This window comes from Streptomyces sp. NPDC002676 (genome assembly GCF_053592455.1).
Genome location: NZ_JBSFVT010000026.1, coordinates 47056 through 69947, shown reverse-complemented (window position 1 = coordinate 69947; position 22892 = coordinate 47056). Strand labels below are relative to the sequence as shown.

The 22892-nt window shown below is 71.2% G+C and carries 20 protein-coding genes and 3 tRNA genes; 12 read left to right on the top strand and 11 right to left on the bottom strand.

Translation table 11 applies throughout. The annotated features are described in order from the left end of the window. The first annotated feature begins 65 nt into the window (after positions 1-65). The 4 genes from purD (at position 66) to ACWD3E_RS38595 (ending at position 6178) form a co-directional block, all read left to right on the top strand. Complete coding sequence (gene purD / locus ACWD3E_RS38610) at positions 66-1361, top strand: phosphoribosylamine--glycine ligase (RefSeq protein WP_451392167.1); 1296 nt, start codon at positions 66-68, stop codon at positions 1359-1361. Between the two features lie 301 nt (positions 1362-1662). Continuing rightward, on the top strand, positions 1663-3507 hold the full coding sequence (locus ACWD3E_RS38605; protein WP_451392166.1) for a hypothetical protein: 1845 nt from the start codon (positions 1663-1665) through the stop codon (positions 3505-3507). Positions 3508-3694: 187 nt separating this feature from the next. Further along, a complete protein-coding gene (locus tag ACWD3E_RS38600) occupies positions 3695-5188 on the top strand; it encodes a N,N-dimethylformamidase beta subunit family domain-containing protein (protein ID WP_451392165.1) in 1494 nt (497 codons plus the stop codon). A gap of 90 nt (positions 5189-5278) precedes the next feature. Continuing rightward, complete coding sequence (locus ACWD3E_RS38595; RefSeq protein WP_451349771.1) at positions 5279-6178, top strand: phosphoribosylaminoimidazolesuccinocarboxamide synthase; 900 nt, start codon at positions 5279-5281, stop codon at positions 6176-6178. 41 nt (positions 6179-6219) lie between these two features. On the opposite strand, the gene ACWD3E_RS38590 is transcribed toward ACWD3E_RS38595, so the two are convergent. The 8 genes from ACWD3E_RS38590 to ACWD3E_RS38555 all read right to left on the bottom strand — a co-directional run bounded on the left by ACWD3E_RS38590 (position 6220) and on the right by ACWD3E_RS38555 (position 10771). Continuing rightward, positions 6220-6295, bottom strand: a tRNA-Gly gene (locus ACWD3E_RS38590). 23 nt (positions 6296-6318) lie between these two features. Next, positions 6319-6933 (bottom strand): response regulator, encoded by a 615-nt coding sequence (locus ACWD3E_RS38585; protein WP_451392164.1) that lies wholly within the window; start codon positions 6931-6933, stop codon positions 6319-6321. Continuing rightward, positions 6930-8171 (bottom strand): sensor histidine kinase, encoded by a 1242-nt coding sequence (locus ACWD3E_RS38580; RefSeq protein ID WP_451392163.1) that lies wholly within the window; start codon positions 8169-8171, stop codon positions 6930-6932. Before ACWD3E_RS38580 ends, ACWD3E_RS38585 begins: the two co-directional genes overlap by 4 nt. 14 nt (positions 8172-8185) lie before the next feature. Further along, a complete protein-coding gene (locus ACWD3E_RS38575) occupies positions 8186-8965 on the bottom strand; it encodes an ABC transporter permease (RefSeq protein ID WP_451392162.1) in 780 nt (259 codons plus the stop codon). Beyond that, positions 8962-9900 (bottom strand): ABC transporter ATP-binding protein, encoded by a 939-nt coding sequence (locus ACWD3E_RS38570; RefSeq protein ID WP_451392161.1) that lies wholly within the window; start codon positions 9898-9900, stop codon positions 8962-8964. Before ACWD3E_RS38570 ends, ACWD3E_RS38575 begins: the two co-directional genes overlap by 4 nt. A 127-nt stretch (positions 9901-10027) precedes the next feature. Further along, a tRNA-Gly gene (locus ACWD3E_RS38565) sits at positions 10028-10100 on the bottom strand. A gap of 82 nt (positions 10101-10182) precedes the next feature. Continuing rightward, a tRNA-Gly gene (locus ACWD3E_RS38560) sits at positions 10183-10254 on the bottom strand. A gap of 199 nt (positions 10255-10453) precedes the next feature. Continuing rightward, positions 10454-10771, bottom strand: coding sequence for a histone-like nucleoid-structuring protein Lsr2 (locus ACWD3E_RS38555; RefSeq protein ID WP_030656924.1), 318 nt, complete (start codon positions 10769-10771; stop codon positions 10454-10456). A 311-nt stretch (positions 10772-11082) separates the two neighbouring features. On the opposite strand from ACWD3E_RS38555, the gene purS reads away from it, so the two are divergent. The 3 genes from purS to purL are packed head-to-tail and all read left to right on the top strand — an operon-like array spanning position 11083 to position 14287. Beyond that, entirely contained in the window at positions 11083-11355 is a 273-nt protein-coding gene (gene purS / locus ACWD3E_RS38550; RefSeq protein ID WP_451392160.1) for a phosphoribosylformylglycinamidine synthase subunit PurS, read from the top strand. After that, the gene (gene purQ, locus ACWD3E_RS38545) at positions 11352-12032 is read left to right on the top strand and encodes a phosphoribosylformylglycinamidine synthase subunit PurQ (RefSeq protein ID WP_451349765.1); all 681 of its coding nucleotides are present in this window, start codon (positions 11352-11354) and stop codon (positions 12030-12032) included. Before purS ends, purQ begins: the two co-directional genes overlap by 4 nt. Further along, positions 12029-14287 carry a phosphoribosylformylglycinamidine synthase subunit PurL gene (gene purL, locus ACWD3E_RS38540; RefSeq protein ID WP_451392159.1) on the top strand — a complete coding sequence of 753 codons (2259 nt, stop codon included), beginning with the start codon at positions 12029-12031 and terminating at the stop codon, positions 14285-14287. Before purQ ends, purL begins: the two co-directional genes overlap by 4 nt. A gap of 358 nt (positions 14288-14645) precedes the next feature. Here purL and ACWD3E_RS38535 read toward each other — a convergent pair whose 3' ends face one another. Beyond that, on the bottom strand, positions 14646-16145 hold the full coding sequence (locus ACWD3E_RS38535) for an MFS transporter (protein WP_451392158.1): 1500 nt from the start codon (positions 16143-16145) through the stop codon (positions 14646-14648). A 96-nt stretch (positions 16146-16241) separates the two neighbouring features. Here ACWD3E_RS38535 and ACWD3E_RS38530 point away from each other — a divergent pair, with 96 nt between their 5' ends. From ACWD3E_RS38530 to purM, 5 genes are all read left to right on the top strand, one after another. After that, positions 16242-16880, top strand: coding sequence for a TetR/AcrR family transcriptional regulator (locus ACWD3E_RS38530; RefSeq protein WP_451392157.1), 639 nt, complete (start codon positions 16242-16244; stop codon positions 16878-16880). 10 nt (positions 16881-16890) lie between these two features. Then, on the top strand, positions 16891-17688 hold the full coding sequence (locus tag ACWD3E_RS38525) for a sterol carrier family protein (RefSeq protein WP_451392156.1): 798 nt from the start codon (positions 16891-16893) through the stop codon (positions 17686-17688). A 131-nt stretch (positions 17689-17819) separates the two neighbouring features. Further along, complete coding sequence (locus ACWD3E_RS38520) at positions 17820-18185, top strand: META domain-containing protein (RefSeq protein ID WP_451392155.1); 366 nt, start codon at positions 17820-17822, stop codon at positions 18183-18185. A 202-nt stretch (positions 18186-18387) separates the two neighbouring features. Continuing rightward, on the top strand, positions 18388-19917 hold the full coding sequence (gene purF / locus ACWD3E_RS38515) for an amidophosphoribosyltransferase (protein ID WP_451392154.1): 1530 nt from the start codon (positions 18388-18390) through the stop codon (positions 19915-19917). 34 nt (positions 19918-19951) lie between these two features. Continuing rightward, positions 19952-21025 (top strand): phosphoribosylformylglycinamidine cyclo-ligase, encoded by a 1074-nt coding sequence (gene purM / locus ACWD3E_RS38510; RefSeq protein WP_451392153.1) that lies wholly within the window; start codon positions 19952-19954, stop codon positions 21023-21025. A gap of 94 nt (positions 21026-21119) precedes the next feature. Here purM and ACWD3E_RS38505 read toward each other — a convergent pair whose 3' ends face one another. Together ACWD3E_RS38505 and ACWD3E_RS38500 are read right to left on the bottom strand one after the other, a co-directional pair. Further along, complete coding sequence (locus ACWD3E_RS38505; protein WP_451392152.1) at positions 21120-21377, bottom strand: DUF3073 domain-containing protein; 258 nt, start codon at positions 21375-21377, stop codon at positions 21120-21122. A gap of 287 nt (positions 21378-21664) precedes the next feature. After that, a complete protein-coding gene (locus ACWD3E_RS38500) occupies positions 21665-22759 on the bottom strand; it encodes a Leu/Phe/Val dehydrogenase (protein WP_451392151.1) in 1095 nt (364 codons plus the stop codon). Positions 22760-22892 lie beyond the last annotated feature (133 nt).

The following is a 22892-nucleotide window of genomic DNA, read 5'->3' as shown; positions in this document are numbered from 1 at the left end:
TTCGTAGGAACCCACAGGATCCCCGGCTCCCGGCCTTCGGCAACCTTGCCATTAGGCTGAACCCCGTGAAGGTCCTCGTCATCGGCAGCGGCGCCCGCGAACACGCCCTGTGCCGCTCCCTGTCCCTCGACTCCGACGTCAGCGCGCTGTACTGCGCCCCCGGCAACGCCGGCATCGCCGAGGTCGCCGAGCTGCGCCAGGTCGACCCGCTCGACGGCGCGGCCGTGGCCACGCTGGCCACCGGCCTCGGCGCCGACCTGGTCGTGGTCGGCCCGGAGGCCCCGCTGGTCGCCGGCGTGGCCGACGCCGTGCGCGAGGCGGGCATCCCGGTGTTCGGCCCCTCCGGCGAGGCGGCCCGGCTCGAGGGCTCCAAGGCCTTCGCCAAGGACGTCATGGCGGGGGCCGGTGTGCCGACCGCGCGGTCGTACGTCTGCACCACGCCGCAGGAGGTCGCCGAGGCCCTCGACGCCTTCGGCGCCCCCTACGTCGTCAAGGACGACGGACTCGCCGCCGGCAAGGGCGTGGTCGTCACCTCCGACCTGGAGGCCGCCAAGGCCCACGCGGCCGGGTGCGAGCGCGTCGTCATCGAGGAGTTCCTCGACGGCCCCGAGGTGTCCCTCTTCGCCATCACCGACGGCAAGACCGTCGTCCCGCTGCAGCCCGCCCAGGACTTCAAGCGGGCCCTGGACGGCGACGAGGGCCCGAACACGGGCGGCATGGGCGCCTACTCGCCGCTGCCGTGGGCCGACCCGAAGCTGGTGGAAGAGGTGCTGGAGACGGTGCTCCAGCCGACCGTGGACGAGCTGCGCCGCCGCGGCACGCCCTTCTCCGGTCTGCTCTACGCCGGACTCGCGATCACCTCGCGCGGTGTCCGGGTCATCGAGTTCAACGCCCGCTTCGGCGACCCCGAGACCCAGGTCGTGCTGGCCCGCCTGAAGACCCCGCTGGCCGGTGTCCTGCTCTCCGCCGCGAACGGCACCCTCGACGTCCTGGAGCCGCTGCGCTGGAGCGAGGAAGCGGCCGTCACCGTCGTCGTCGCCTCGCACAACTACCCCGGCACGCCGCGCACCGGCGACCCGATCACCGGCCTGGACGAGGTCGCCTCCGAGGACGCCCCGCACGCGTACGTGCTGCACGCCGGGACCAAGCAGGACGGCGACGCGGTCGTCAGCGCGGGCGGGCGTGTGCTGTCCGTCACGGCGACCGGCCAGGACCTGACCCAGGCCCGCGAGCGGGCGTACCGGGCCCTGGGCCGCATCCGCCTGGACGGCTCGCAGCACCGCACGGACATCGCGGCTAAGGCGGCCGAGACGGCTGGGGCGGTCGAGACGGCCGAGTCGGCTGAGGCTGCCGAGGCGTAAAACCGCCGGTCAAGCACGCCGAACGCACCAGGCTCCGGACGAACATCCGGGGCCTGGTGCGTTTGGCGCGTCATCCGGGGCCTGATCCTCGCTGTCTGTCACCCACCTCTGACCAAAGCCATTCCATCGGGTGAGCAATCTTCCATACGGCTGACGGGGGCCGGGGCCCCAACTAGGGTGCCGCGCAAGCGTTCCGGCACTTGGCCCACCGGCATTGCGATGTCAGCGACGGGTGCCACAGTGGGGGAGTGAGCAACGCCAGGACGGCATCGGATCGGCAAGGAGGGGGCGAAGGCCGCTCGTGACCGGAATCGGAGTGGAGACGGGCGCGCAGGCCGCGCGTTCCCGGGCCCTGGCCGTGCTGCGCGTCCGCGGCCGGGCGCTGGGCGTGGCCCTGCTGCCCGCAGCCGCCGCGGTGATCCTGCTGACCGGCGGCTCCACCGGGCACTTCGTCGGCCGGGGCTGGGACACCGCCCGCTGGGTCGTGGGCGTGCTCGCCGTGCTGGTGCTGCTGGCCGCCGCCAGCATCGCCCTGGTCGTGGCCCGAGCCCGGCCCGCCGTCAGCCCCACGGTCCCGATCCCGGAGCGGTCCGCCCCGGACCTGTACCGGATGGTGCGCGACCTCGCCGACCGCCTGGACGTCCCGGCGCCCTCCGCCATAGCCCTCACCCCGGACTGCGACAGCTGGCTGGAGGACCGCACCCACCCGGCCCACGCCCCGCCCCCGCGCCCCGCGCACGACGAGATAGCGGGCCCCGGGCACCGCGCCCAGGCCCGCGCGGCCACCGCCCCGGTCCTCGTCATCGGCTCCCCGTTCCTGTGGTGGATGCGGGTCGGCGAGCTGCGCGCGGTCCTCGCGCCGGTCGTCGCCGGTACGGGCCCCTCCGCGCATCCGGACATAGCCGCCGCCCGCCGCTTCGTCCGCGGGCTGGACGCGGCCGTGGCCGTAGCCGCGGCCCCCGGCCGCCGCCCGCCGGCCCGCTGGGTGTGCGCGGCCGTCGGCGCGGTGGCCCGGCTGCTGCTGCGCGGCTGCCGGGAGCACGCGGCGCAGATGGAGCGCGGGGTCGCCGCCGCCGCGGCCGAGCGCGCGCAGGCGGTGGACTACGGCCTGCGGATCGTCGCGCAGGAGCAGGTCGGGCTGGCGTACGCCGGCTGGGACCGGCTGCTGACCAGGGTGGCGCTGCCCGCCTGGCGCATGGGCCGCTGGCCGGCCCGGCTGGACGCCGGCGTGGTGGCCGCGCTCACCGAGCTGTCCCGGCGCGACCGGCTCGCCGAGGGCTTCGCCTCCCGCCTCGGCGAACGGCCCGCGTGCGACCTGCTGGAGGAGCCCGGCGCGGTGGACGAGGCCATCTCCCTGCTCGCCGCCCGCCTCTTCCACGGAGGCCCCGCCGAGCCCGGCCGGGACTGGGCGCCGGTGGACTGGCAGACCTATCCGGAGGAGGTCGTGGACCGCACCTGGCGCGCCCACGCGGCCCGTCTGCACCGCGTCCTGGACTCCCTCGGCGTCCGCCCCTCCCCCGACCCCACGGCCCCCGACCCGGGCGGTGCCACCCTGGCCCGCGTCATGGACCACCTCACGGAACCCGCCCCCGGCCCCGCCGCCCACGAGCACCCCGGGGACGAGGCCGCCGTCGACGAGGCCGCCGTAGACGAGACCGACGGGGCTGAGCAGACCGCCGAGACCGACGAGGCGTACGACCGCGACGGGGAGTACGACGGCGACGACGGCGAGTGCACCGACCCCGCCACCGAGCGCAGCGCCGCCCTCGCCGCCGGGCTGAGTGCCGCACTGGCCCGGGAGGAGGGCGCCGCGCCGAGCGGCGCCACCGCACCCGGGCAGGGCCCCGGCGGCTCCCTGTGGGACGACGGCGCCCTCCCGCTGTTCCCGCTCCAGACCCCGCGCACCGCCCGTGAACTCCTCGCCGACCACGTGACCGCGCTGGTGTGCTGCGCGGCCGTCGACACCGCCGGCGCGGCCCCCGGCCTGGACTGGCTCGACGGCCCGGCGCTGCTGCTGGACGGCGAGCGGGCCGCCGACCTGACGCCCAGGGTCCTCAGCCTGATCGAGGAGGGAGACCCGGGCCCGCTGCACGACTGGCTGGCCGCGTCCGGCATACGCCCGGAGAAGCCGGTGCGCCTCGTCTGACCCGCCCCGAGCCGCGTAGGCGGAGCAGTGACTTCCAATTCCGGTCTATTCGCAACGAATAGTGACCGTACCCGTGCGTTATGTGATGTGCTGGGACCGGCCACGCACCTGGCAATGGCTTGCGACATACGACAGCGCGACCGAGAAGCACCACGAGCACACGGGGGCATGAGGGAGGGGAGGGCCCATGGCCTCGGACCACATCCGCCGTTGGGAGTCCGGAGCGCTCGCGCACGCCGTCACAGACCCCTTCGGCCAGGGCCCGGTGCCCTGGCTGCGCGGCAGCGAGACGTACTTCGACGACACCGGCCACGTCGTCCCCTGGTACGTTGACCCGAACCCGCAGCAGCTCACCGGTGACCACCCGCGCGTACCCGCGCCGCGCAGCGCCCCCGGACCGCGCTCGGCCGACGACGTGCACCGCCAGATCAAGGGCTTCACCGCGACCGGCACCGTCCGGCCCGGCGAGGCGATCGACTTCCACATCACGGTCGACCCGCCGCAGGAGTTCAGCGTCGACGTCTACCGGATCGGCCACTACGGCGGCGACGGCGCGTCCAAGATCACCACCAGCCCCCGGCTCTCGGGCATCGTCCAGCCCCCGCCGCTGACCGCCGACCGCACCGTCTCCTGCCACCACTGGTGGCTGTCCTGGCGCCTCCAGGTGCCCTCCTACTGGAGCATCGGCGCCTACGTGGCCGTCCTCACCACCGCCGACGGCTACCGCTCCCACGTGCCGTTCACGGTCCGCGACGACCACCCCGCCGACCTGCTCCTGCTGCTGCCCGACATCACCTGGCAGGCGTACAACCTCTACCCGGAGGACGGCCACACAGGCGCCAGCCTCTACCACGCCTGGGACGAGAAGGGGCGGCTGCTCGGCGAGGCCGACGCGGCGACCACCGTCTCCTTCGACCGCCCGTACGCGGGCGCGGGCCTGCCCCTGCACGTCGGTCACGCCTACGACTTCATCCGCTGGGCCGAGCGCTACGGCTACGACCTCGCCTACGCCGACGCCCGCGATCTGCACGCCGGCCGCGTCGACCCCACCCGCTACCGGGGCCTGGTCTTCCCCGGCCACGACGAGTACTGGTCGACGGCCATGCGCCGCGCGGTCGAGCAGGCCCGCGACCACGGCACCTCGCTGGTCTTCCTGTCCGCCAACACCATGTACTGGCACGTGGAATTGGGACCCTCCCCGTCCGGTGCCCCCGACCGGCTGCTGACCTGCCGCAAGCGCAAGGGCCCCGGCAGGCCGGTGCTGTGGCGCGAGATCGACCGGCCCGAGCAGCGGCTGATCGGCATCCAGTACGCGGGCCGGGTGCCCGAGCCGCACCCGCTGATCGTCCGCAACGCGGGCCACTGGCTGTGGGAGGCCACCGGCGCGCAGGAGGGCGACGCGATCGAGGGCCTGGTCGCCGGCGAGGCCGACCGCTACTTCCCGCGCACCCCGCTGCCCGCGCACGAAGAACGGATCCTGCTCTCCCACTCCCCCTACACCGACACCGCCGGCACCCAGCGCCACCAGGAGACCTCCCTCTACCGCGCCCCCTCCGGAGCCTGGGTGTTCGCCTCCGGCACCTTCGCCTGGTCCCCGGCCCTGGACCGCCCCGGCCACCAGGACCCCCGGATCCAGCGCGCGACGGCGAATCTGCTGGACCGCATCTGCAAACGCGACTGACCGTCGCACAGCTCACCGGCCCCCTGGCCGAAACCGATCGCCCGCATAAGGGAGAATCGAGGCACTTGGACAGAACCACGGGGAGGAACCGTGTCCGGATTCGTAGAAAAGCCCGAGCCGATCGAGGTTCCGGGCCTGGTGCACCTGCACACCGGAAAGGTGCGCGAGCTGTACCAGAACGAGGCGGGCGACCTCGTGATGGTCGCCAGCGACCGCATGTCCGCCTACGACTGGGTGCTGCCCACGGAGATCCCGGACAAGGGCCGCGTGCTCACCCAGCTCTCCCTGTGGTGGTTCGACCAGCTGCGCGACCTGGTCCCCAACCACGTCCTCAGCACCGAGCTGCCCGAGGGCGCCCCCGCCGACTGGCAGGGCCGCACGCTCATCTGCAAGTCCCTGAAGATGGTCCCGGTGGAGTGCGTGGCCCGCGGCTACCTCACCGGCTCCGGCCTGCTCGAGTACAACGAGTCCCGCACCGTCTGCGGCCTCGCCCTCCCCGAGGGCCTGGTCGACGGCTCCGAACTCCCCGGCCCGATCTTCACCCCGGCCACCAAGGCCGAGGTCGGCGAGCACGACGAGAACGTCTCCTACGAGGAGGTCGCCCGCCAGGTCGGCGCGGAGACCGCCGCCCAGCTGCGCCAGGCGACCCTCGCCGTGTACTCCCGCGCCCGGGACATCGCCCGCGAGCGGGGGATCATCCTGGCCGACACCAAGTTCGAGTTCGGCTTCGAGGGCGACACGCTCGTCATCGCCGACGAGGTCCTCACCCCGGACTCCTCCCGCTTCTGGCCGGCCGACCAGTGGCAGCCGGGCCGCACGCAGCCTTCGTACGACAAGCAGTTCGTCCGGAACTGGCTGACCTCGGCCGAGTCGGGCTGGGACCGCAAGAGCGAGCAGCCCCCGCCGGCGCTGCCCGAGCAGGTCGTCGCGGCGACCCGGCAGAAGTACGTGGAAGCGTACGAGCGGCTCACGGGCGTCAGCTGGAGCTGAGGCACGAGAAAGGCCCCGGTCGATGACCGGGGCCTTTGCTGTGGAGCGGACGACGAGGCTCGAACTCGCGACCTCAACCTTGGCAAGGTTGCGCTCTACCAACTGAGCTACGTCCGCGTTGCGCCGTGGCGCGAGGCCAACTATACCCAACCTCGCTCGCGTGCGAGACGTATCGCTGTATGACGATTCTCCGCGCCGAGCTTCGTGACGGCCGAGGAGAGGTAGTTCCGGACGGTTCCCGGCGACAGCGCGGCCCGCTCGGCGATCTCCGCGACGGGCGCTCCGTCGGCCGCCAGCTCCAGCACCTCGGCCTCCCGAGCGGTCAGCGGTGAGTCCCCGGCGGAGATTGCGTCGGCGGCCAACTCGGGGTCGACGTAACGGTTTCCGGCGTGCACGGTCCGGATGATCTCGGCGAGCCGCTGGGCGCTGACGGTCTTCGGGACGAATCCGCGCACACCCGCCGCGAGGGCCCGCTTGAGGTGGCCGGGCCGCCCGTGACCGGTGACGATCAGCACCCGGCAGCCGGGCAGTTCGGTGCGCAGAGATGTGGCGACCTTCACACCGTCCGCGCCCGGCATCTGGAGATCCAGCACGGCCACGTCGGGTTCGTGGGCCCGCGCCATGGCCAGCGCCTCGGGCCCGCTCGCCGCCTCGGCGACGACGAGCAGATCCTCCTCCAGCGAGAGCAGGGCGGCCAGCGCGCCCCGGATCAGATGCTCGTCGTCGGCGAGCAACAGCCGTACCGGCGAGCTCATCGCGTCACTCCTCTCACTCCCGTCAAGGGCACCTCCGCCACCAACCGGAACCGATCCTTCCCGACGGCTCCCGCCTCCAGCGTTCCGTCGAGCACGGCCAGCCGCTCCCGCAGTCCGACGAGTCCGGAACCCCCACCCCCGTCGGGGGCCCCGGACGCCCCGTCGTTCTCCACCGTGAGCACCGCACGCCTCTCAAGCACCCGCAGCCCCACGGTGCACCGCTCGGCGTCCCCGTGCCGCAGGACGTTCGTGACGGCTTCCCGTACCACCCAGCCGAGCGCCGACTGCACTTCGGCCGGCAGCCCGCCGGGCTCCCCGGTCACCTCGCAGTCGATACCGGCGGCCGTCAGCACCCCCTGGGCGCCGATGAGTTCGGCACCGAGGTCGGCCTCCCGGTACCCGCGTACGACGGCGCGCACCTCCCGCTGCGACTCCTGCGCGATGCGCTGCACCTCGATCATCTGCTCCACGGCCTCCGGCCGCCCGCGCCGGGCCAGTTGCACGGCCAGTTCGCTCTTGAGGGAGATGACGGACAGGTTCCGCCCCAGCACGTCGTGCAGGTCCCGTCCGAACCGCAGCCGCTCCTCGGCGACGGCGAGCCGGGCCTCGATCTCCCGGGCGCGCTCCGCCTCCCACAGCACGGCGAGGGTCCAGGCTCCGCAGCGGCCGGCGAGGAGGGCGAAGGCCACCTGGGAGACGGTCATCGCGCCGGTCGCCACCAGGCCCAGGCCGTCGTGATCGGCGAGCCCGATGGCGGCTGTGAGCACAACCGTGAACACCGCCGAGCGGCGAAGGAGCACCCGCACCGGGACCGTGAGCCCGTAGACCAGCACGAAAGGCAGCACCAAGCCACCGATCGCGAACCGGACCGCCATCGGGCCGGCCGCGTCCAGCCCGGCGAGCGCCACGAGCAGCGCCACCCCCAGCCCCAGCAGGACGGCCGGTGTGCGGTGCGCGCGGGCCGGCAGCTCGGCGCGCCCGAGGTAGTGGTCGAGCGCGGGCCGGGTGAGCCGGTTCGAGACGGCGCACTGCAGGATCCCCACGAGGATGAAGAGGGCGCCGAGGCCGACCGACACGGGCCGGTAGGTGAGGCCGCCGACCATGGGCAGCAGCAGCCAGCAGAACATGATGAACCAGACCGTGCAGTACCAGGTGAGGAGGCTGAACAGCTCGACCCGCTCGGCCTTGCTCCGCTCTCCCCAGTGCCGCTGCTGCCACCGCCGTATCCACCCGACCATGTGTGCCCCCGTGCTCAGCGCCGCGGCTCCCACCGGAACCACCGCCGTACAGCAAACACCGCCGCGACGGTCCAGGCCAGCGTGGTCGCCACGGCGCCCAGCACCTCGTACGCGCTCAACTGGCCGGTCCAGCCCCCGCGCACCAGCCGGATCGCGGGGGACAGCGGAAGGAGTTCGCAGACGGAGGCGAGCCGGTCGGGCAGGACCTCGGTCGGGATCGCGATGCCGGAGCCGATCATCGAGAAGAACACCAGCGGCAGCGCGGTGATCTGTCCGCTCTCCACGCTTCGGGTGAAGGACGCGGTGAGCGCGGCCAGCGCGGCGCTCAGCACGAGCCCCGCCACCAGCCCCAGCAGGGTCAGGTACGGCGCCTTGGGCACCCCGGCGTGCAGCAGCGCCGCGCAGCCCGCGCACAGCAGCAGCGCCTGGGCGAGGCCGAGGCCGACGGCCGGCAGGGCCGTGCCGGTGAGGATCTCGGCGTCGGAGAGTTCGCCGGTGCGCAGCCGTTTGAGGACGAGTTCCTCGCGGCGGGCGACGTAGGCGTTGACCAGGGAGGTGTAGACGGCGAAGAGGAAGGAGAAGCCGATCGCGGCCGTCATCATCACCGCGCCGACGGCGAGCCCTTCCTTCTTCAGGTCGATCTGGTCGAGGGCCGGCCGCACGCTGAACGGCAGGGCGAGCGGGAAGACGAGCGCGGTGAGGACGACGCTGCGGTTGCGGCCGAGAAGGGCGAGTTCGGCGCGGGCCAGCGCTCGCAGCCGCCTGCCCGCCGGTGCCCAGGCGAGAGTGCTCATGCCATGGCCTCCTGCTCCCGAGCGATCCCGAGGAACGCCTCCTCCAGCGAGGCCGAGCGCACATCGAGCCGGCGCAGCTCGACCCCGGCCCGCTCGGCCCAGGCCAGTACCCCGGTGGCGGTCCGCTGCAGCTCCCGGGTGCGCAGCCGTACGAGGCGGCCGTCGCTCTCGTGCCCGCAGACACCGAGGTCGGCCAGGGGCGGCAGGTCGCCGAGGAAGTAGCCGTCGGGCAGCTCGAAGGACATCCGGGAGGGCCGGCCCGCGGTGACCTCGGCCGGGGTTCCGGAGGCGGCGATGCGCCCCTCGTGCAGGATGGCGAGCCGGTCGGCGAGGCCTTCCGCCTCCTCCAGGTAGTGCGTGGTGAGCAGCACGGTCGTGCCCGCCGCCCGCAGGCCGTGCACCAACTCCCAGGTGTCCCGGCGGCCTTCGGCGTCGAGCCCGGTCGTCGGCTCGTCCAGGAACAGCACTTCGGGGTCGCCGAGCAGGGCGAGCGCCAGGTCCAGGCGCCGCCGCTCGCCACCGGACAGCTGCTTGACCCGTACGTCGCCCTTCCGGTCCAGCCCGACCAGCTCCAGTACCTCTGTCTCGGGCCGGGCCCCGCTCGTGCAGCCCGCCCACATCCGGGCGGTCTCGGCGATGGTCAGGTCGGAGGGGAAGCCGCCCTCCTGGAGCATCACCCCGGTCCGCGGGCGTACGGCGGCCCGCTCGCGGTAGGGGTCGTGGCCGAGGACGCGGACCTGGCCCCCGGCCGGTGCCGCGAGGCCTTCCAGCAGTTCGACCGTCGACGTCTTGCCCGCGCCGTTGGTGCCCAGCAGGGCGAAGATCTCCCCGCGTGTCACGGAGAAGCTGATTCCGCGTACGGCCTCGAACCCGCCCCCGTAGACACGCCTGAGGTCGGTGACCTCGATCACGTGCTCGTGTTCGTTGGTGTTCATGCCTTCAGCGTCCCGGCGCCCGGGCCGGAACAGCAGTGCGCGGTGTCATCACCCGGCATGACAAATGTCAGACGGGTACAGGGCACACGAAAAGACCCCGGTCCAGTGGACCGGGGTCTCATTCCCGAGCGGACGACGAGGCTCGAACTCGCGACCTCAACCTTGGCAAGGTTGCGCTCTACCAACTGAGCTACGTCCGCACTGCCCCCGACCGGCTCCCACCGATCGGTGCGAGCACCAGCCTACCTGATCCACAAGAGTGGTCGTGACGACCGGTGCCAGAGCGGGTGACAGGAATTGCACACTGCGCCTTCCCCCTGGAAGGGGGATGTTCTGCTACTGAACTACACCCGCATGTACTCCGTGGGATCCGGCCTTCCGGCCTCGCCCCTCGGCGTGTCCCAGACATTAGCTGATCAGCAGGGGGGTAGCGCAAGTCGGCTGTCCGGGCGGGCCCGCGGGCGGCCGGGGCGGGCGGCCCGCGCGGCCAAGTGGACGGCCCTCAGGGCCCGCTGACGGACCCTGAGGGGTGCCCCTTCGCGGGCTCACGGGCTCACTGCGCGGCGCTGAACGCCTCGTAGACCTTCTTCGGGATGCGGCCTCGCGCCGGTACGTCCATCTTGTTCGCCTGGGCCCAGGCGCGGACGGCCGCCGGGTCGGGGGCGACCTCGGTCTGCTTGTACGCCTTGCCGGAGCGGGAACGCTTGCGGCCGGCCTCCACGTAGGGCGCGAGCGCCTTGCGCAGTTTTTTGGCGTTGGATTCGTTCAGGTCGATCTCGTACGACTTGCCGTCGAGTCCGAAGGCGATCGTTTCCGCCGCTTCCGAGCCGTCGATGTCGTCAAAGAGAGTGACCACGACCTTTTGCGCCACGAATATCGGTCCCTTCGTGCGGCACGTCGATACAGCTCACCGGCGATGACGTGCCGAGTATCGGCTATTGCCAATTCATTTGTACAGTGCCCGGCAATGCAAAGTGAAGCCCTGCTAAATCCGTCCGCGTGTCCCAGTGCAATACGCGCGGTGCAGGGGTCGGGGGAACTTTCCCAGAACTTTTCATGGCGGCAACCGTTCGTCACCCGATCGTGATGCCCATCACGTAGTTTCCTACAACTCTACTCGCGTAGAAATTTTGTGCGGGTAGTCTGAAGGAACCTGCTCAGCACCACACACCGGGAGTGCCAGTGGCACGCGTCGTAGTCGACGTCATGCTCAAGCCGGAGATCCTCGACCCCCAGGGCCAGGCGGTCCAGCGTGCGCTGCCGCGCCTGGGTTTCGACGGGATCTCTGACGTACGTCAGGGAAAGCGATTCGAACTGGAAGTTGAAGGACCGGTCGACGAGGCCGCGCTCGCCCGCATCCACGATCTCGCGGAATCCTTCCTCGCCAACACCGTGATCGAGGACTTCACCGTTCGGGTGGAAGAGGCCGCGGAAGTCGCGGAGGCGGCGAAGTGACCGCTCGTATTGGCGTCGTCACTTTCCCGGGAAGCCTGGACGACCAGGACACCCGGCGCGCGATCCGCCTCGCGGGTGCCGAACCGGTCGCCCTCTGGCACAAGGACAAGGACCTCAAGCAGGTCGACGCCGTGGTGCTCCCCGGCGGTTTCTCCTACGGCGACTATCTGCGGGCCGGGGCCATCTCCCGGTTCTCGCCCGTGATGGAGACCGTGATCGAGCAGGCGAAGGCCGGTATGCCGGTCCTCGGTATCTGCAACGGCTTCCAGGTCCTCACCGAGGCCCACCTCCTCCCGGGCGGGATGCTCGGCAACGACCACCTCCACTTCATCTGCCGCGACCAGAAGCTGCGGGTGGAGAACGCGGAGACCTCCTGGACCGGCGACTACACGGCGGGCCAGGAGATCCACATTCCGCTGAAGAACATGGACGGCCGGTACGTCGCCGACTCCTACACGCTCGACAAGCTGGAGGCCGAGGGCCGGGTCGTCTTTCGGTACCTGGACTTCAACCCCAACGGCTCGCTGCGGGACATCGCCGGCATCACCAACGAGGCCGGGAACGTCGTCGGCCTCATGCCGCACCCCGAGCACGCCGTCGAGCCGCTGATCGGCACGGGCCGCACCGACGGCCTCCCGTTCTTCACCTCGATCCTCAAGAAGCTGGTCAACGCATGAGCAAGACCCCTCTGGACACGGTCGAGCACGCCGCCGCGACCCCCGACGTCGAGCTGCCCTGGGCCGAACTGGGCCTGAAGAAGGACGAGTACGAGCGGGTCGTCGAGATCCTGGGCCGCCGCCCGACCGGCGCCGAGCTCGCCATGTACTCGGTCATGTGGTCCGAGCACTGCTCGTACAAGTCCTCCAAGGTCCACCTCCGCCAGTTCGGCGAGAAGGCCCCGCAGAGCGACGCGCTGCTCGTCGGCATCGGCGAGAACGCGGGCGTGGTGGACGTCGGGCAGGGTTACGCGGTCACCTTCAAGGTCGAGTCGCACAACCACCCGTCGTACGTCGAGCCCTACCAGGGCGCGGCCACCGGTGTCGGCGGCATCGTCCGCGACATCATCGCGATGGGCGCCCGCCCGGTCGCCGTGGTCGACCCGCTGCGCTTCGGTGCGGCCGACCACCCCGACACCAAGCGCGTCCTGCCGGGCGTGGTCGCGGGCATCGGCGGCTACGGCAACTGCCTGGGTCTGCCCAACATCGGCGGCGAGGTCGTCTTCGACTCCTGCTACCAGGGCAACCCGCTGGTCAACGCGGGTGCCATCGGCGTGATGCGGCACGAGGACATCCACCTGGCCAAGGCCTCCGGCGCCGGCAACAAGGTCGTCCTGTACGGCGCCCGGACCGGCGGCGACGGCATCGGCGGCGCCTCGATCCTCGCCTCCGAGACCTTCGACGACGCCAAGCCCTCGAAGCGCCCGGCCGTCCAGGTCGGCGACCCCTTCCAGGAGAAGCTCCTCATCGAGTGCACCCTGGAGGCCTTCCGGGAGAAGCTCGTCGTCGGCATCCAGGACCTGGGTGCGGCCGGCCTGTCCTGCGCCACCAGCGAGCTGGCGTCGAACGGCTCCGGCGGCATGCGCGTGACCCTGGACGACGTCCCGCTGCGCGACTCCACGCTCTCGCCCGAGGAGATCCTCATGAGCGAGTCGCAGGAACGCATGTGCGCGGTCGTCGAGCCGGAGAAGGTCGAGCGCTTCCTGGAGATCTGCGAGAAGTGGGACGTCATCGCCACGGTCATCGGTGAGGTGACGGACGGCGACCGGCTGGAGATCTTCTGGCACGGCGAGAAGATCGTGGACGTCAACCCGCGCACGGTCGCGCACGAGGGCCCGGTCTACGAGCGCCCGTACGCCCGCCCGGACTGGCAGGACGCCCTCCAGGCCGACGACGCGAACAAGCTGCCCCGGCCCGCCGATGCGCAGGAGCTGAAGCAGCAGGTCCTGAAGCTGGTCGGCTCGCCGAACCAGGCCTCCAAGAAGTGGATCACCCAGCAGTACGACCACTTCGTGCAGGGCAACACCGTCCTCGCCCAGCCGGAGGACTCCGGCATGATCCGCGTGGACGAGGAGACCGGTCTCGGCGTCGCCATCGCGACGGACGGCAACGGCCGCTACGCCAAGCTGGACCCGTACGCGGGCGCGCAGCTGGCGCTGGCGGAGGCCTACCGCAACGTGGCGACCACGGGCGCCAAGCCGCTCGCCGTCTCCGACTGCCTGAACTTCGGCTCGCCCGAGGACCCGGCGGTCATGTGGCAGTTCGCGGAGGCCGTCCGCGGCCTGGCGGACGCCTGCCAGCAGCTGGGCACCCCGGTCACCGGCGGCAACGTCTCGCTCTACAACCAGACGGGCGAGGTGGCGATCCACCCGACTCCGGTTGTGGCGGTCCTGGGCGTCATCGACGACGTGGCCCGCCGCACGCCGGTCGCCTTCCAGGAGGAGGGCCAGCTGATCTACCTCCTCGGCGACACGCGCGAGGAGTTCGGCGGCTCGGCCTGGTCCCAGGTGGTCCACGACCACCTCGGCGGTCTGCCCCCGCAGGTCGACCTGGAGCGCGAGCGCCTGCTGGCCGAGATCCTGATCTCCGCCTCCCGCGACGGCATGATCGACTCCGCGCACGACCTGTCCGACGGCGGTCTGGTCCAGGCCGTGGTCGAGTCCGCCCTGCTGGGTGGCAAGGGTGCCCGCCTGGTCGTCCCGGACGGCCTGGACGCCTTCACCTTCCTCTTCTCCGAGTCGGCCGGCCGCGCGATCGTCGCCGTGCCGCGCTCGGAGGAGGTCCGCTTCAACGACATGTGCGGCGCCCGGGGCCTCCCGGTCACCCGCATCGGTGTCGTGGACGGCGACGCGGTGGAGATCCAGGGCGAGTTCGCCCTCTCCCTGACGGAGCTGCGCGAGGCCCACGAGGGCACGATCCCGGCGCTGCTGGCGTAAGTCCCTTGTAGCCAGGGAGATATGAAGGCCCCACCCGGATTCACGCTTCCGGGTGGGGCCTTCTCGGCCTGCCGGCTCGGCGGACGTAGTTCTTGAGGATCTCGGTGTCGAGCTCGATGTTCATCGGGTCGGGGAGGGACACCTTCTCGCCGAACTTCGCGGTGTGGATGTCGCGATAGCCACCGACCCTGCCGGTCCGGACCGCCGTCGGTCGGTGTCCGAGTCGTACGAGGTGACCTCGACGCTTCGCCCTGCCCTCTCGGTACGCATCGACCCGGCTCGGCGCTCATGCTCCCGCCGGAGGCCTGGGCAGATTTCGTGCGAGGCGTTTGTCAGTGACCGTCGGTCCGCCCGCCGGTCACTGCGAGGCTGGGCTGGTGGAAGGCAGCCGGGGGCCCTCAACCGGTGACTCCGGCTCCGAAGCGGGGCGTACCCCGTGGGACCTCGGCAGTCGCAGGGCGAGGAGCAGGCACAGGGTCATCAACCCGGCTCCGCACAGGAACACCGTGTCCATCGCGGAGACGTACGCCGTCACGCCCGCCGCGCGCTCCGGGCCGCTGAGGCCGGCGAGGGAGCCCACGTCGCCCGGGCCGTCGTAGAGGCGGTTGAGGAGGGTGCCGAAGAGGGCGGCGCCGAGGGCGGTGCCGAGGGTCTGGAAGAAGCGGATCGAGGTCGTGGCCACGCCGAGCTGGTGGCGCGGGGCCGCCTGCTGAACCAACTGGATCAGCTGGCCCAGGAGTTGGCCGAAGCCGAGGCCGACCAGCAGGAGGGCCGCGCGCAGCTGCCACAGGGAGGTGTGGGTGCCGGTGGTGGCCAGCAGCAGGAAGGCGGCCGTACCGACGACGCAGCCGCTGATCACGAACGTCCGCTCGGACCAGCCGCGTTCGGTGAGCCGGCCGGTGGCGATGCCGACCGCCATGATGCCCGCCGCCATCGGGATCAGATACAGACCGGCGGAGGAGCTGGTGATGCCGCGGACGAGCTGGAGGTAGACCAGCACGTAGTAGATCGCGCCGGTCATGGCCGCGCCCATCAGGCCCTGGACCGCGAAGCCCAGGCGCAGCTCGGGGATGCGGAAGAGCGAGGGCGGCAGGATGGGTTCGGCGGCGGTGAACTGGCGGCGCAGGAAGAGACCGAGTGCCAGGACGGAGGCCAGGACCACGCCTATGACCTGCGGGGACGTCCAGGCATACTGCTTGCCGCCCCACTCGGTGACCAGCAGCAGCGCGGTGGAGAACGTGGCGGCTAGCGCGGCGCCGGTGAAGTCGACCGCGCGGCCGGCGGCCTGGCGGGGGAGCTTCAGGACGACCACGGCGGTGGCGAGCGCGGCGATGCCGAGCGGCAGGTTGACGTAGAACGCCCAGCGCCAGCTCGCGTGGTCGGCGAGGAAGCCGCCGAGCCAGGGGCCCACGGCGATGCCGCCGCCCGCGACGATCCCGCCGGTGCCGGCGCCCTTGCCCGTCCTGTCGCTGGGGCCCGCGAGCTGGGCGATGACGACCATCGTCACGCTCATCAACCCGCCCGCGCCGAGGCCCTGTACGGCCCGGGAGGCGATCAGCCAGCCCATCGAGGGAGCCGCGCCGCACAGTGCCGAGCCGGTGAGGAAGGCGCCGAGGGCGCCGAGGAAGACGGGCTTGGCGCCGATGACGTCGCAGAGCCTGCCGTACAGCGGGAGCATCGCGGCCGAGGCCAGGGAGAACGCGCTGACCAGCCAGGGGATCTTGTCGATGCCGTGGCCGGGGTCGAGGTCCCGGACGATCGGGACGGTGACGGCGGACACGATCTGCGTGTCCAGGACGGCCAGGACGATCGTGATCAGGCAGACGAGGAAGCCGATTTTGCGCTGGGTGTCGGTCATGGGCAGCACCATGCCCCCCATGCGTGTACCGAGTCAATGTTTTTTCTCGGCTCAGATTTCATCCTGGCCTAAATTTCGCCTTGGTAAGGTGCCCGCATGGCTGAGGTGATGGGGCTTCGGGAGCGCAAGAAGCGGCAGACCGCGCTGCGGATCTACCGGACCGCCATCGGTCTGTTCGCGGAGAAGGGGTTCGACGCGGTCTCGGTGCAGGAGATCGCCGATGCCTCCGAGGTCTCCAAGATGACTGTCTTCAACTACTTCGGCAGCAAGGAGGACCTGGTCTTCCGGCCGATGGAGGAGCACTTCTCCGATGCCGCCCGTGCCGTGCGCGAGCGGGCGCCGGGCGAGTCCGCGGTGGCGGCCGTACGCAGGCAGTTCCTGGAGATGATCGAGGCGCGGGACCCGTCGGTCGGTCTGAACGCCGAGCCGTTCGCCCGCCGGATCCGCGAGGTCATCTTGGCCACGCCGGTCCTGAGGGAGCGTGCGTACGTCGCCTCCGAGCGCGGCGCACGGGAACTGGCCGTCGTGCTCACCGAGGAGACCGGCGACCCCACGCTGGCCCTGATCGCCGCCGCCACGCTCAACATCACCCGCACCGCGCTCGTGGAGGAGCACCACCGCCGCATCGACGACGGCGAAACCCCCGACCAGGTCGCCGCCGACGCCGCCGAACGGGCCCGGCGCGCCTTCGACTTGGTGGAAAACGGGCTGAAGGGCTACGCCGTGAAGGCATAGGCTCGCCCGTATGCCCCCGGCCAGGAAGCGTGCCCGCAGTTACGACCCCGCCAAGACCCGCGCGGCGGTCCTCGCCCAGCTCGGCAACGTACGGGAGGCCGTCCGCGGCCTCACCCCGGAGCAGCTCGCGCTGCCCACCCGGCTCGGGGAGTGGACCGTACGGGAGCTGGCCGTGCACATCGGGATGGCGGTCACCGCCGTCCACCGCGCGCTGGACGCGCCGGCCCCGGCGAAGCAGGACGTCACGCTCGTCGAGTGGCCCTCCGGCACCGCCGTCAACGCCGCGGCCATCGACGACTTCACGCGGAACCTCGCCGCGGACCACCCCGACGTCGACGCGTACCTCGCCCACGTCGAGAGCAGCCTGCGGGCCCTGCTCGACGAGCACCCCGGCACCCGGCTGCTGGCCACCAGCGTCGGCGCGATGCCCCTGGACGACTACCTGGTCACCCGGACCGTCGAACTCGTCGTCCACACCGACGACCTCAACGCCGCCGTCCCGGGCCTCGACGTGCCGTTCGACCGGCAGGCCCTGGCCGCCGCCACCCGGCTGCTCGCCGACGCGCTCGCCCTCAAGGCGCCCGGCGGCTCCACCGAGGTGCGCGTGCCGCCGTTCGCCGTCGTGCAGTGCGTCGAGGGGCCCCGGCACACCCGCGGCACCCCGCCCAACGTCGTGGAGACCGACCCGCTGACCTGGGTGCGGCTCGCCACCGGGCGCGTGGCCTGGAAGGACGCACTGGACGAGGCCAAGGTCAGCGCCAGCGGGGAGCGTGCGGACATCGGGGGGCTGCTGCCGCTGATGGCCTGAGGGAACCGGCGTCCCAAGGGGTACGTCGAATGCGTATGAAGCGGTACATACGATGCGCAGTTCCGATGGCGGCGGCGCTCCTTCTCCCGCTCGTGGTGGCCTGCGGCGGCGGAAGGGCGGACAGTGGTGCCGTGGCCGTACCCGAACCCGTGACCGGCGTGGAGTGGCGGGTCGACAGCGTCACCGCCGACGGCGTCATCCACCCCGCGCCCGCCTCCGGCTCCCCCCGCCTCCGCATCGACGCCGACGGCCAGGCGGCCGGCAACCTCGGCTGCAACCTGTTCAGCGCCCAGGCCGCCGTACACGGCGACCGGATCACGTTCGGGGACCTCCGTACGACCAAGATGGCCTGCGGCCGGGAGCGGATGGACTTCGAGCGCGCCCTCGCCCGCACCCTCACCACCGGCACGCTCACCGCCCGGGTCGACGACGGCAAGCTGACGCTCACCGACAGCGACGGCGACCTCGTCCACCTCAGCCATGGCGCGCCCGAATGATGTGCGACGCCTCACTCATGCACGCGGCGAAGACGCCCGGCAGGACGTTGCAGAGGGTGCCCCGTGGGGGGTCCGCCCGCTGATTCACCCCATCTGACCTGCGGAAACCGAGAAACCGCCAAGATGGTCACCGAGTCGTGATCCGTTACGGGTGCGTATCCCCAATTCGGACCAGTGGTCGACCTCGCCTACACTCGGTGCCGTGCCACGTGGTGACGGTCGACTCAATCACGATCTGCTTCCCGGCGAGAAGGGCCCCCAGGACGCTTGCGGCGTCTTCGGTGTCTGGGCTCCGGGCGAAGAGGTCGCAAAGCTCACGTACTTCGGGCTCTACGCCCTCCAGCACCGGGGTCAGGAATCCGCGGGAATCGCGGTCAGCAACGGCTCCCAGATCCTTGTCTTCAAGGACATGGGCCTCGTGTCCCAGGTCTTCGACGAAACCTCTCTCGGTTCGCTCCAAGGTCATATCGCGGTCGGTCACGCCCGCTACTCGACCACCGGCGCCTCCGTGTGGGAGAACGCCCAGCCGACGTTCCGCGCCACCGCGCACGGTTCGATCGCGCTCGGCCACAACGGCAACCTGGTGAACACGGCGCAGCTCGCCGAGATGGTCGCCGAGCTGCCGAAGGACACCAACGGCCGCTCCACCCGGGTCGCGGCCACCAACGACACCGACCTGCTGACGGCCCTGCTGGCCGCCCAGGTCGACGAGGACGGCAAGCCGCTGACCATCGAGGAGGGCGCACACGCGGTCCTCCCGAAGGTGCGGGGTGCCTTCTCGCTCGTCTTCATGGACGAGCACACCCTCTACGCCGCCCGCGACCCGCAGGGCATCCGCCCGCTGGTCCTCGGCCGCCTGGAGCGCGGCTGGGTGGTGGCCTCCGAGTCCGCTGCCCTGGACATCTGCGGCGCCAGCTTCGTCCGCGAGATCGAGCCGGGTGAGTTCGTCGCCATCGACGAGAACGGTCTGCGCACGTCGCGATTCGCGGAAGCGAAGCCCAAGGGCTGTGTCTTCGAGTACGTGTACCTGGCCCGCCCGGACACCGACATTGCCGGCCGGAACGTGTACCTCTCCCGCGTGGAGATGGGCCGCCGGCTCGCCAAGGAGGCCCCCGCTGAGGCCGACCTGGTCATAGCGACCCCGGAGTCCGGCACCCCGGCCGCCATCGGCTACGCGGAGGAGAGCGGGATCCCGTTCGGCGCGGGTCTCGTCAAGAACGCCTACGTCGGCCGCACCTTCATCCAGCCCTCGCAGACCATCCGCCAGCTCGGTATCCGGCTCAAGCTGAACCCGCTGAAGGAAGTCATCAAGGGCAAGCGCCTGGTCGTCGTGGACGACTCGATCGTGCGCGGCAACACCCAGCGGGCCCTCGTGCGCATGCTGCGTGAGGCCGGGGCCGCCGAGGTCCACATCCGGATCTCCTCGCCGCCCGTGAAGTGGCCCTGCTTCTTCGGCATCGACTTCGCCACCCGCGCGGAGCTGATCGCCAACGGCATGACCATCGAGGAGATCGGCACCAGCCTCGGCGCCGACTCCCTGGCGTACATCTCCATCGACGGCATGATCGAGGCGACCACCATCGCCAAGCCGAACCTGTGCCGCGCCTGCTTCGACGGCGAGTACCCGATGGAGCTGCCGGACCCCGAGCTGCTCGGCAAGCAGCTGCTGGAGACCGAGCTGGCCGCCGGGCCGGCCGCCACGGCCGCGGCCGACGCGATCCGTCGCCCGTAAGCCCCGTAGAAACCAACCCGAAAGATCCCAGGCAATGTCTGAGAGCCGTTCCACCGGTGCTTCCTACGCGGCTGCCGGAGTCGACATCGAGGCGGGCGACCGCGCCGTAGAGCTGATGAAGGAGTGGGTGAAGAAGACCCAGCGCCCCGAGGTCCTGGGCGGCCTCGGCGGCTTCGCCGGGCTCTTCGACGCCTCCGCCCTCAAGCGTTACGAGCGTCCGCTGCTGGCCTCCGCCACGGACGGCGTCGGCACCAAGGTCGACATCGCCCGGCAGCTGGGTGTCTACGACACCATCGGCCACGACCTGGTCGCCATGGTCATGGACGACATCGTGGTGTGCGGTGCCGAGCCGCTGTTCATGACGGACTACATCTGCGTCGGCAAGGTGTACCCGGAGCGGGTCGCGGCCATCGTCAAGGGCATCGCGGAAGGCTGTGTGCTGGCCGGCTGCGCCCTGGTGGGCGGCGAGACGGCCGAGCACCCGGGCCTGCTGGGCGCGGACGACTTCGACGTCGCCGGCGCCGGTACGGGCGTCGTGGAGGCCGACCGGCTGCTGGGCCCGGATCGTATCCGCAAGGGTGACACCGTGATCGCCATGGCGGCCTCCGGGCTTCACTCGAACGGGTACTCCCTGGTCCGCCACGTCCTGCTGAACACCGCGGGCCTGTCCCTGGACGCGGAGATCGCGGAGCTGGGCCGCACCCTCGGTGAGGAGCTGCTGGAGCCGACGAAGATCTACTCGCTGGACTGCCTGGCGCTGACCCGCACGACGGACGTGCACGCGTTCAGCCACATCACCGGCGGCGGGCTGGCGGCCAACCTGGCGCGTGTGATCCCGGACGAGCTGCACGCCACCGTGGACCGCTCCACCTGGACCCCGGGCGCGATCTTCGACCTGGTCGGCCGGACCGGGAACGTCGAGCGCCTGGAGCTGGAGAAGACCCTCAACATGGGCGTCGGCATGATGGCGATCGTCCCCGAGGAGTCCACGGACGCGGCCCTGGCCACACTGGCCGACCGCGGTGTCGACGCCTGGGTGGCCGGCGAGATCACCGAGCGGGGCGACAAGGAGACGGGCGCCGAGCTGGTGGGGACGTATTCAATCTAAAGGCGCCGCCGCCTGATCCGGCGGACGGTGACCGTGCAGACAGCACAGAAACCGGTCGGTGGCTCTGCCACCGACCGGACTGGTCACTGCAAGGTCAAGCGCCGCGACGATGCTGTTGGTGAGGATCGTTGTCGTCCTCTTCCTCGTCGTCGTCCTCGTAGAGGTCGGCGTAACGAGAGTAGAGATCGTCCTCGTCGTTCTCATCGTCCTCGAACGGCTCGCCGTTCGGCGGCTGGTTCGAAGTCGATGCGCCCAGTTCACTGGCCAGACGTGACAGGTCAGTCCCACCGCTGTTGTACTTCAGCTGGCGGGCGACCTTTGTCTGCTTGGCCTTGGCCCGGCCGCGCCCCATGGCTCGACCCCCTCGGTGACAGGGGCTCGATGGCCCCAGAGTCTGACACGCGTTCATGATCCGGAACGGACCCTCCGTAGAGAGGCCGGTCCGTAGGGCTTCCACGGTACCTGAGCCCGCGCCCATACGGTACGTCGCCCGCACTACGCGCGTGTGCACAGGACCGTCAAGGCGCCCTGTCCTTGCTGGTCAGTGCCGATTTTAACCACTTCTTGGGGCCCGACCCGCCGGTGGAAGTGAGAGTTCTCTCTAAGTTCCCGCCGGCGGGTACCGCTCAGCTGTACGAATCAGCGCGCGGCGCGGGCCTCCGCCATGCGCTGCTCGGCGATCCGGTCGGCCGCGGCGGCCGGCGGAATCCCGTCTTCCTTCGCACGTGCGAAGATCGCCAACGTGGTGTCGAAGATCTTCGCGGCCTTCGCCTTGCACCGGTCGAAGTCGAACCCGTGCAGTTCGTCGGCGACCTGGATGACACCGCCCGCGTTCACCACGTAGTCCGGCGCGTAGAGGATCCCGCGGTCGGCGAGGTCCTTCTCCACACCCGGGTGGGCGAGCTGGTTGTTGGCCGCGCCGCAGACCACCTTGGCGGTGAGCGCCGGCACGGTGTCGTCGTTCAGGGCACCGCCCAGGGCGCAGGGGGCGTAGATGTCGAGCCCCTCGACGCGGATCAGGGCGTCGGTGTCGGCGACGGCCGTGACCCCCGGGTGCTGGTCGAGGATCCGCTGCACGGCGTCCGCACGCACGTCGGTGATCACGACCTCGGCACCCTCGTCGAGCAGGTGCCGGACCAGGTGGTGGCCGACCTTGCCGACGCCCGCGATGCCGACCTTGCGACCGCGCAGCGAGGGGTCGCCCCACAGCTGCTGGGCGGAGGCGCGCATGCCCTGGTAGACACCGAAAGCGGTGAGCACCGAGGAGTCGCCGGCGCCGCCGTTCTCGGGGGAGCGGCCGGTGGTCCAGCGGCACTCGCGGGCCACGACGTCCATGTCGGCGACGTAGGTGCCGACGTCGCACGCGGTGACGTAGCGCCCGCCGAGCGAGGCGACCATGCGCCCGTAGGCGAGGAGCAGCTCCTCGGTCTTGTCGCGCTCCGGGTCGCCGATGATCACGGCCTTGCCGCCGCCGAGCTCCAGGCCGGCCATGGCGTTCTTGTACGACATTCCGCGCGAGAGGTTGAGGGCGTCGGCGATGGCCTCCGCCTCGGTCGCGTAGGGGTAGAAGCGGGTGCCGCCGAGGGCGGGGCCCAGGGCGGTGGAGTGGATGGCGATCACGGCCTTGAGGCCGCTGGCGCGGTCCTGGCAGAGCACGACCTGCTCGTGGCCGCCCTGGTCCGAGTGGAACAGGGTGTGCAGGACGTCGGCAGGTGCGCCAGTTACGTCGGTCACTGTGGTGACTCCTGAGTAAGTAGCGGCGGGTGGGGAGCGGCTCCCGTACAGGTGGCGGAGGCCGTGGCATGAGCGTAGAGCCTGCGGTCACCCGCCATGGGCCCAGTGTTCAGGATCACCCTCGCGAGCCGCT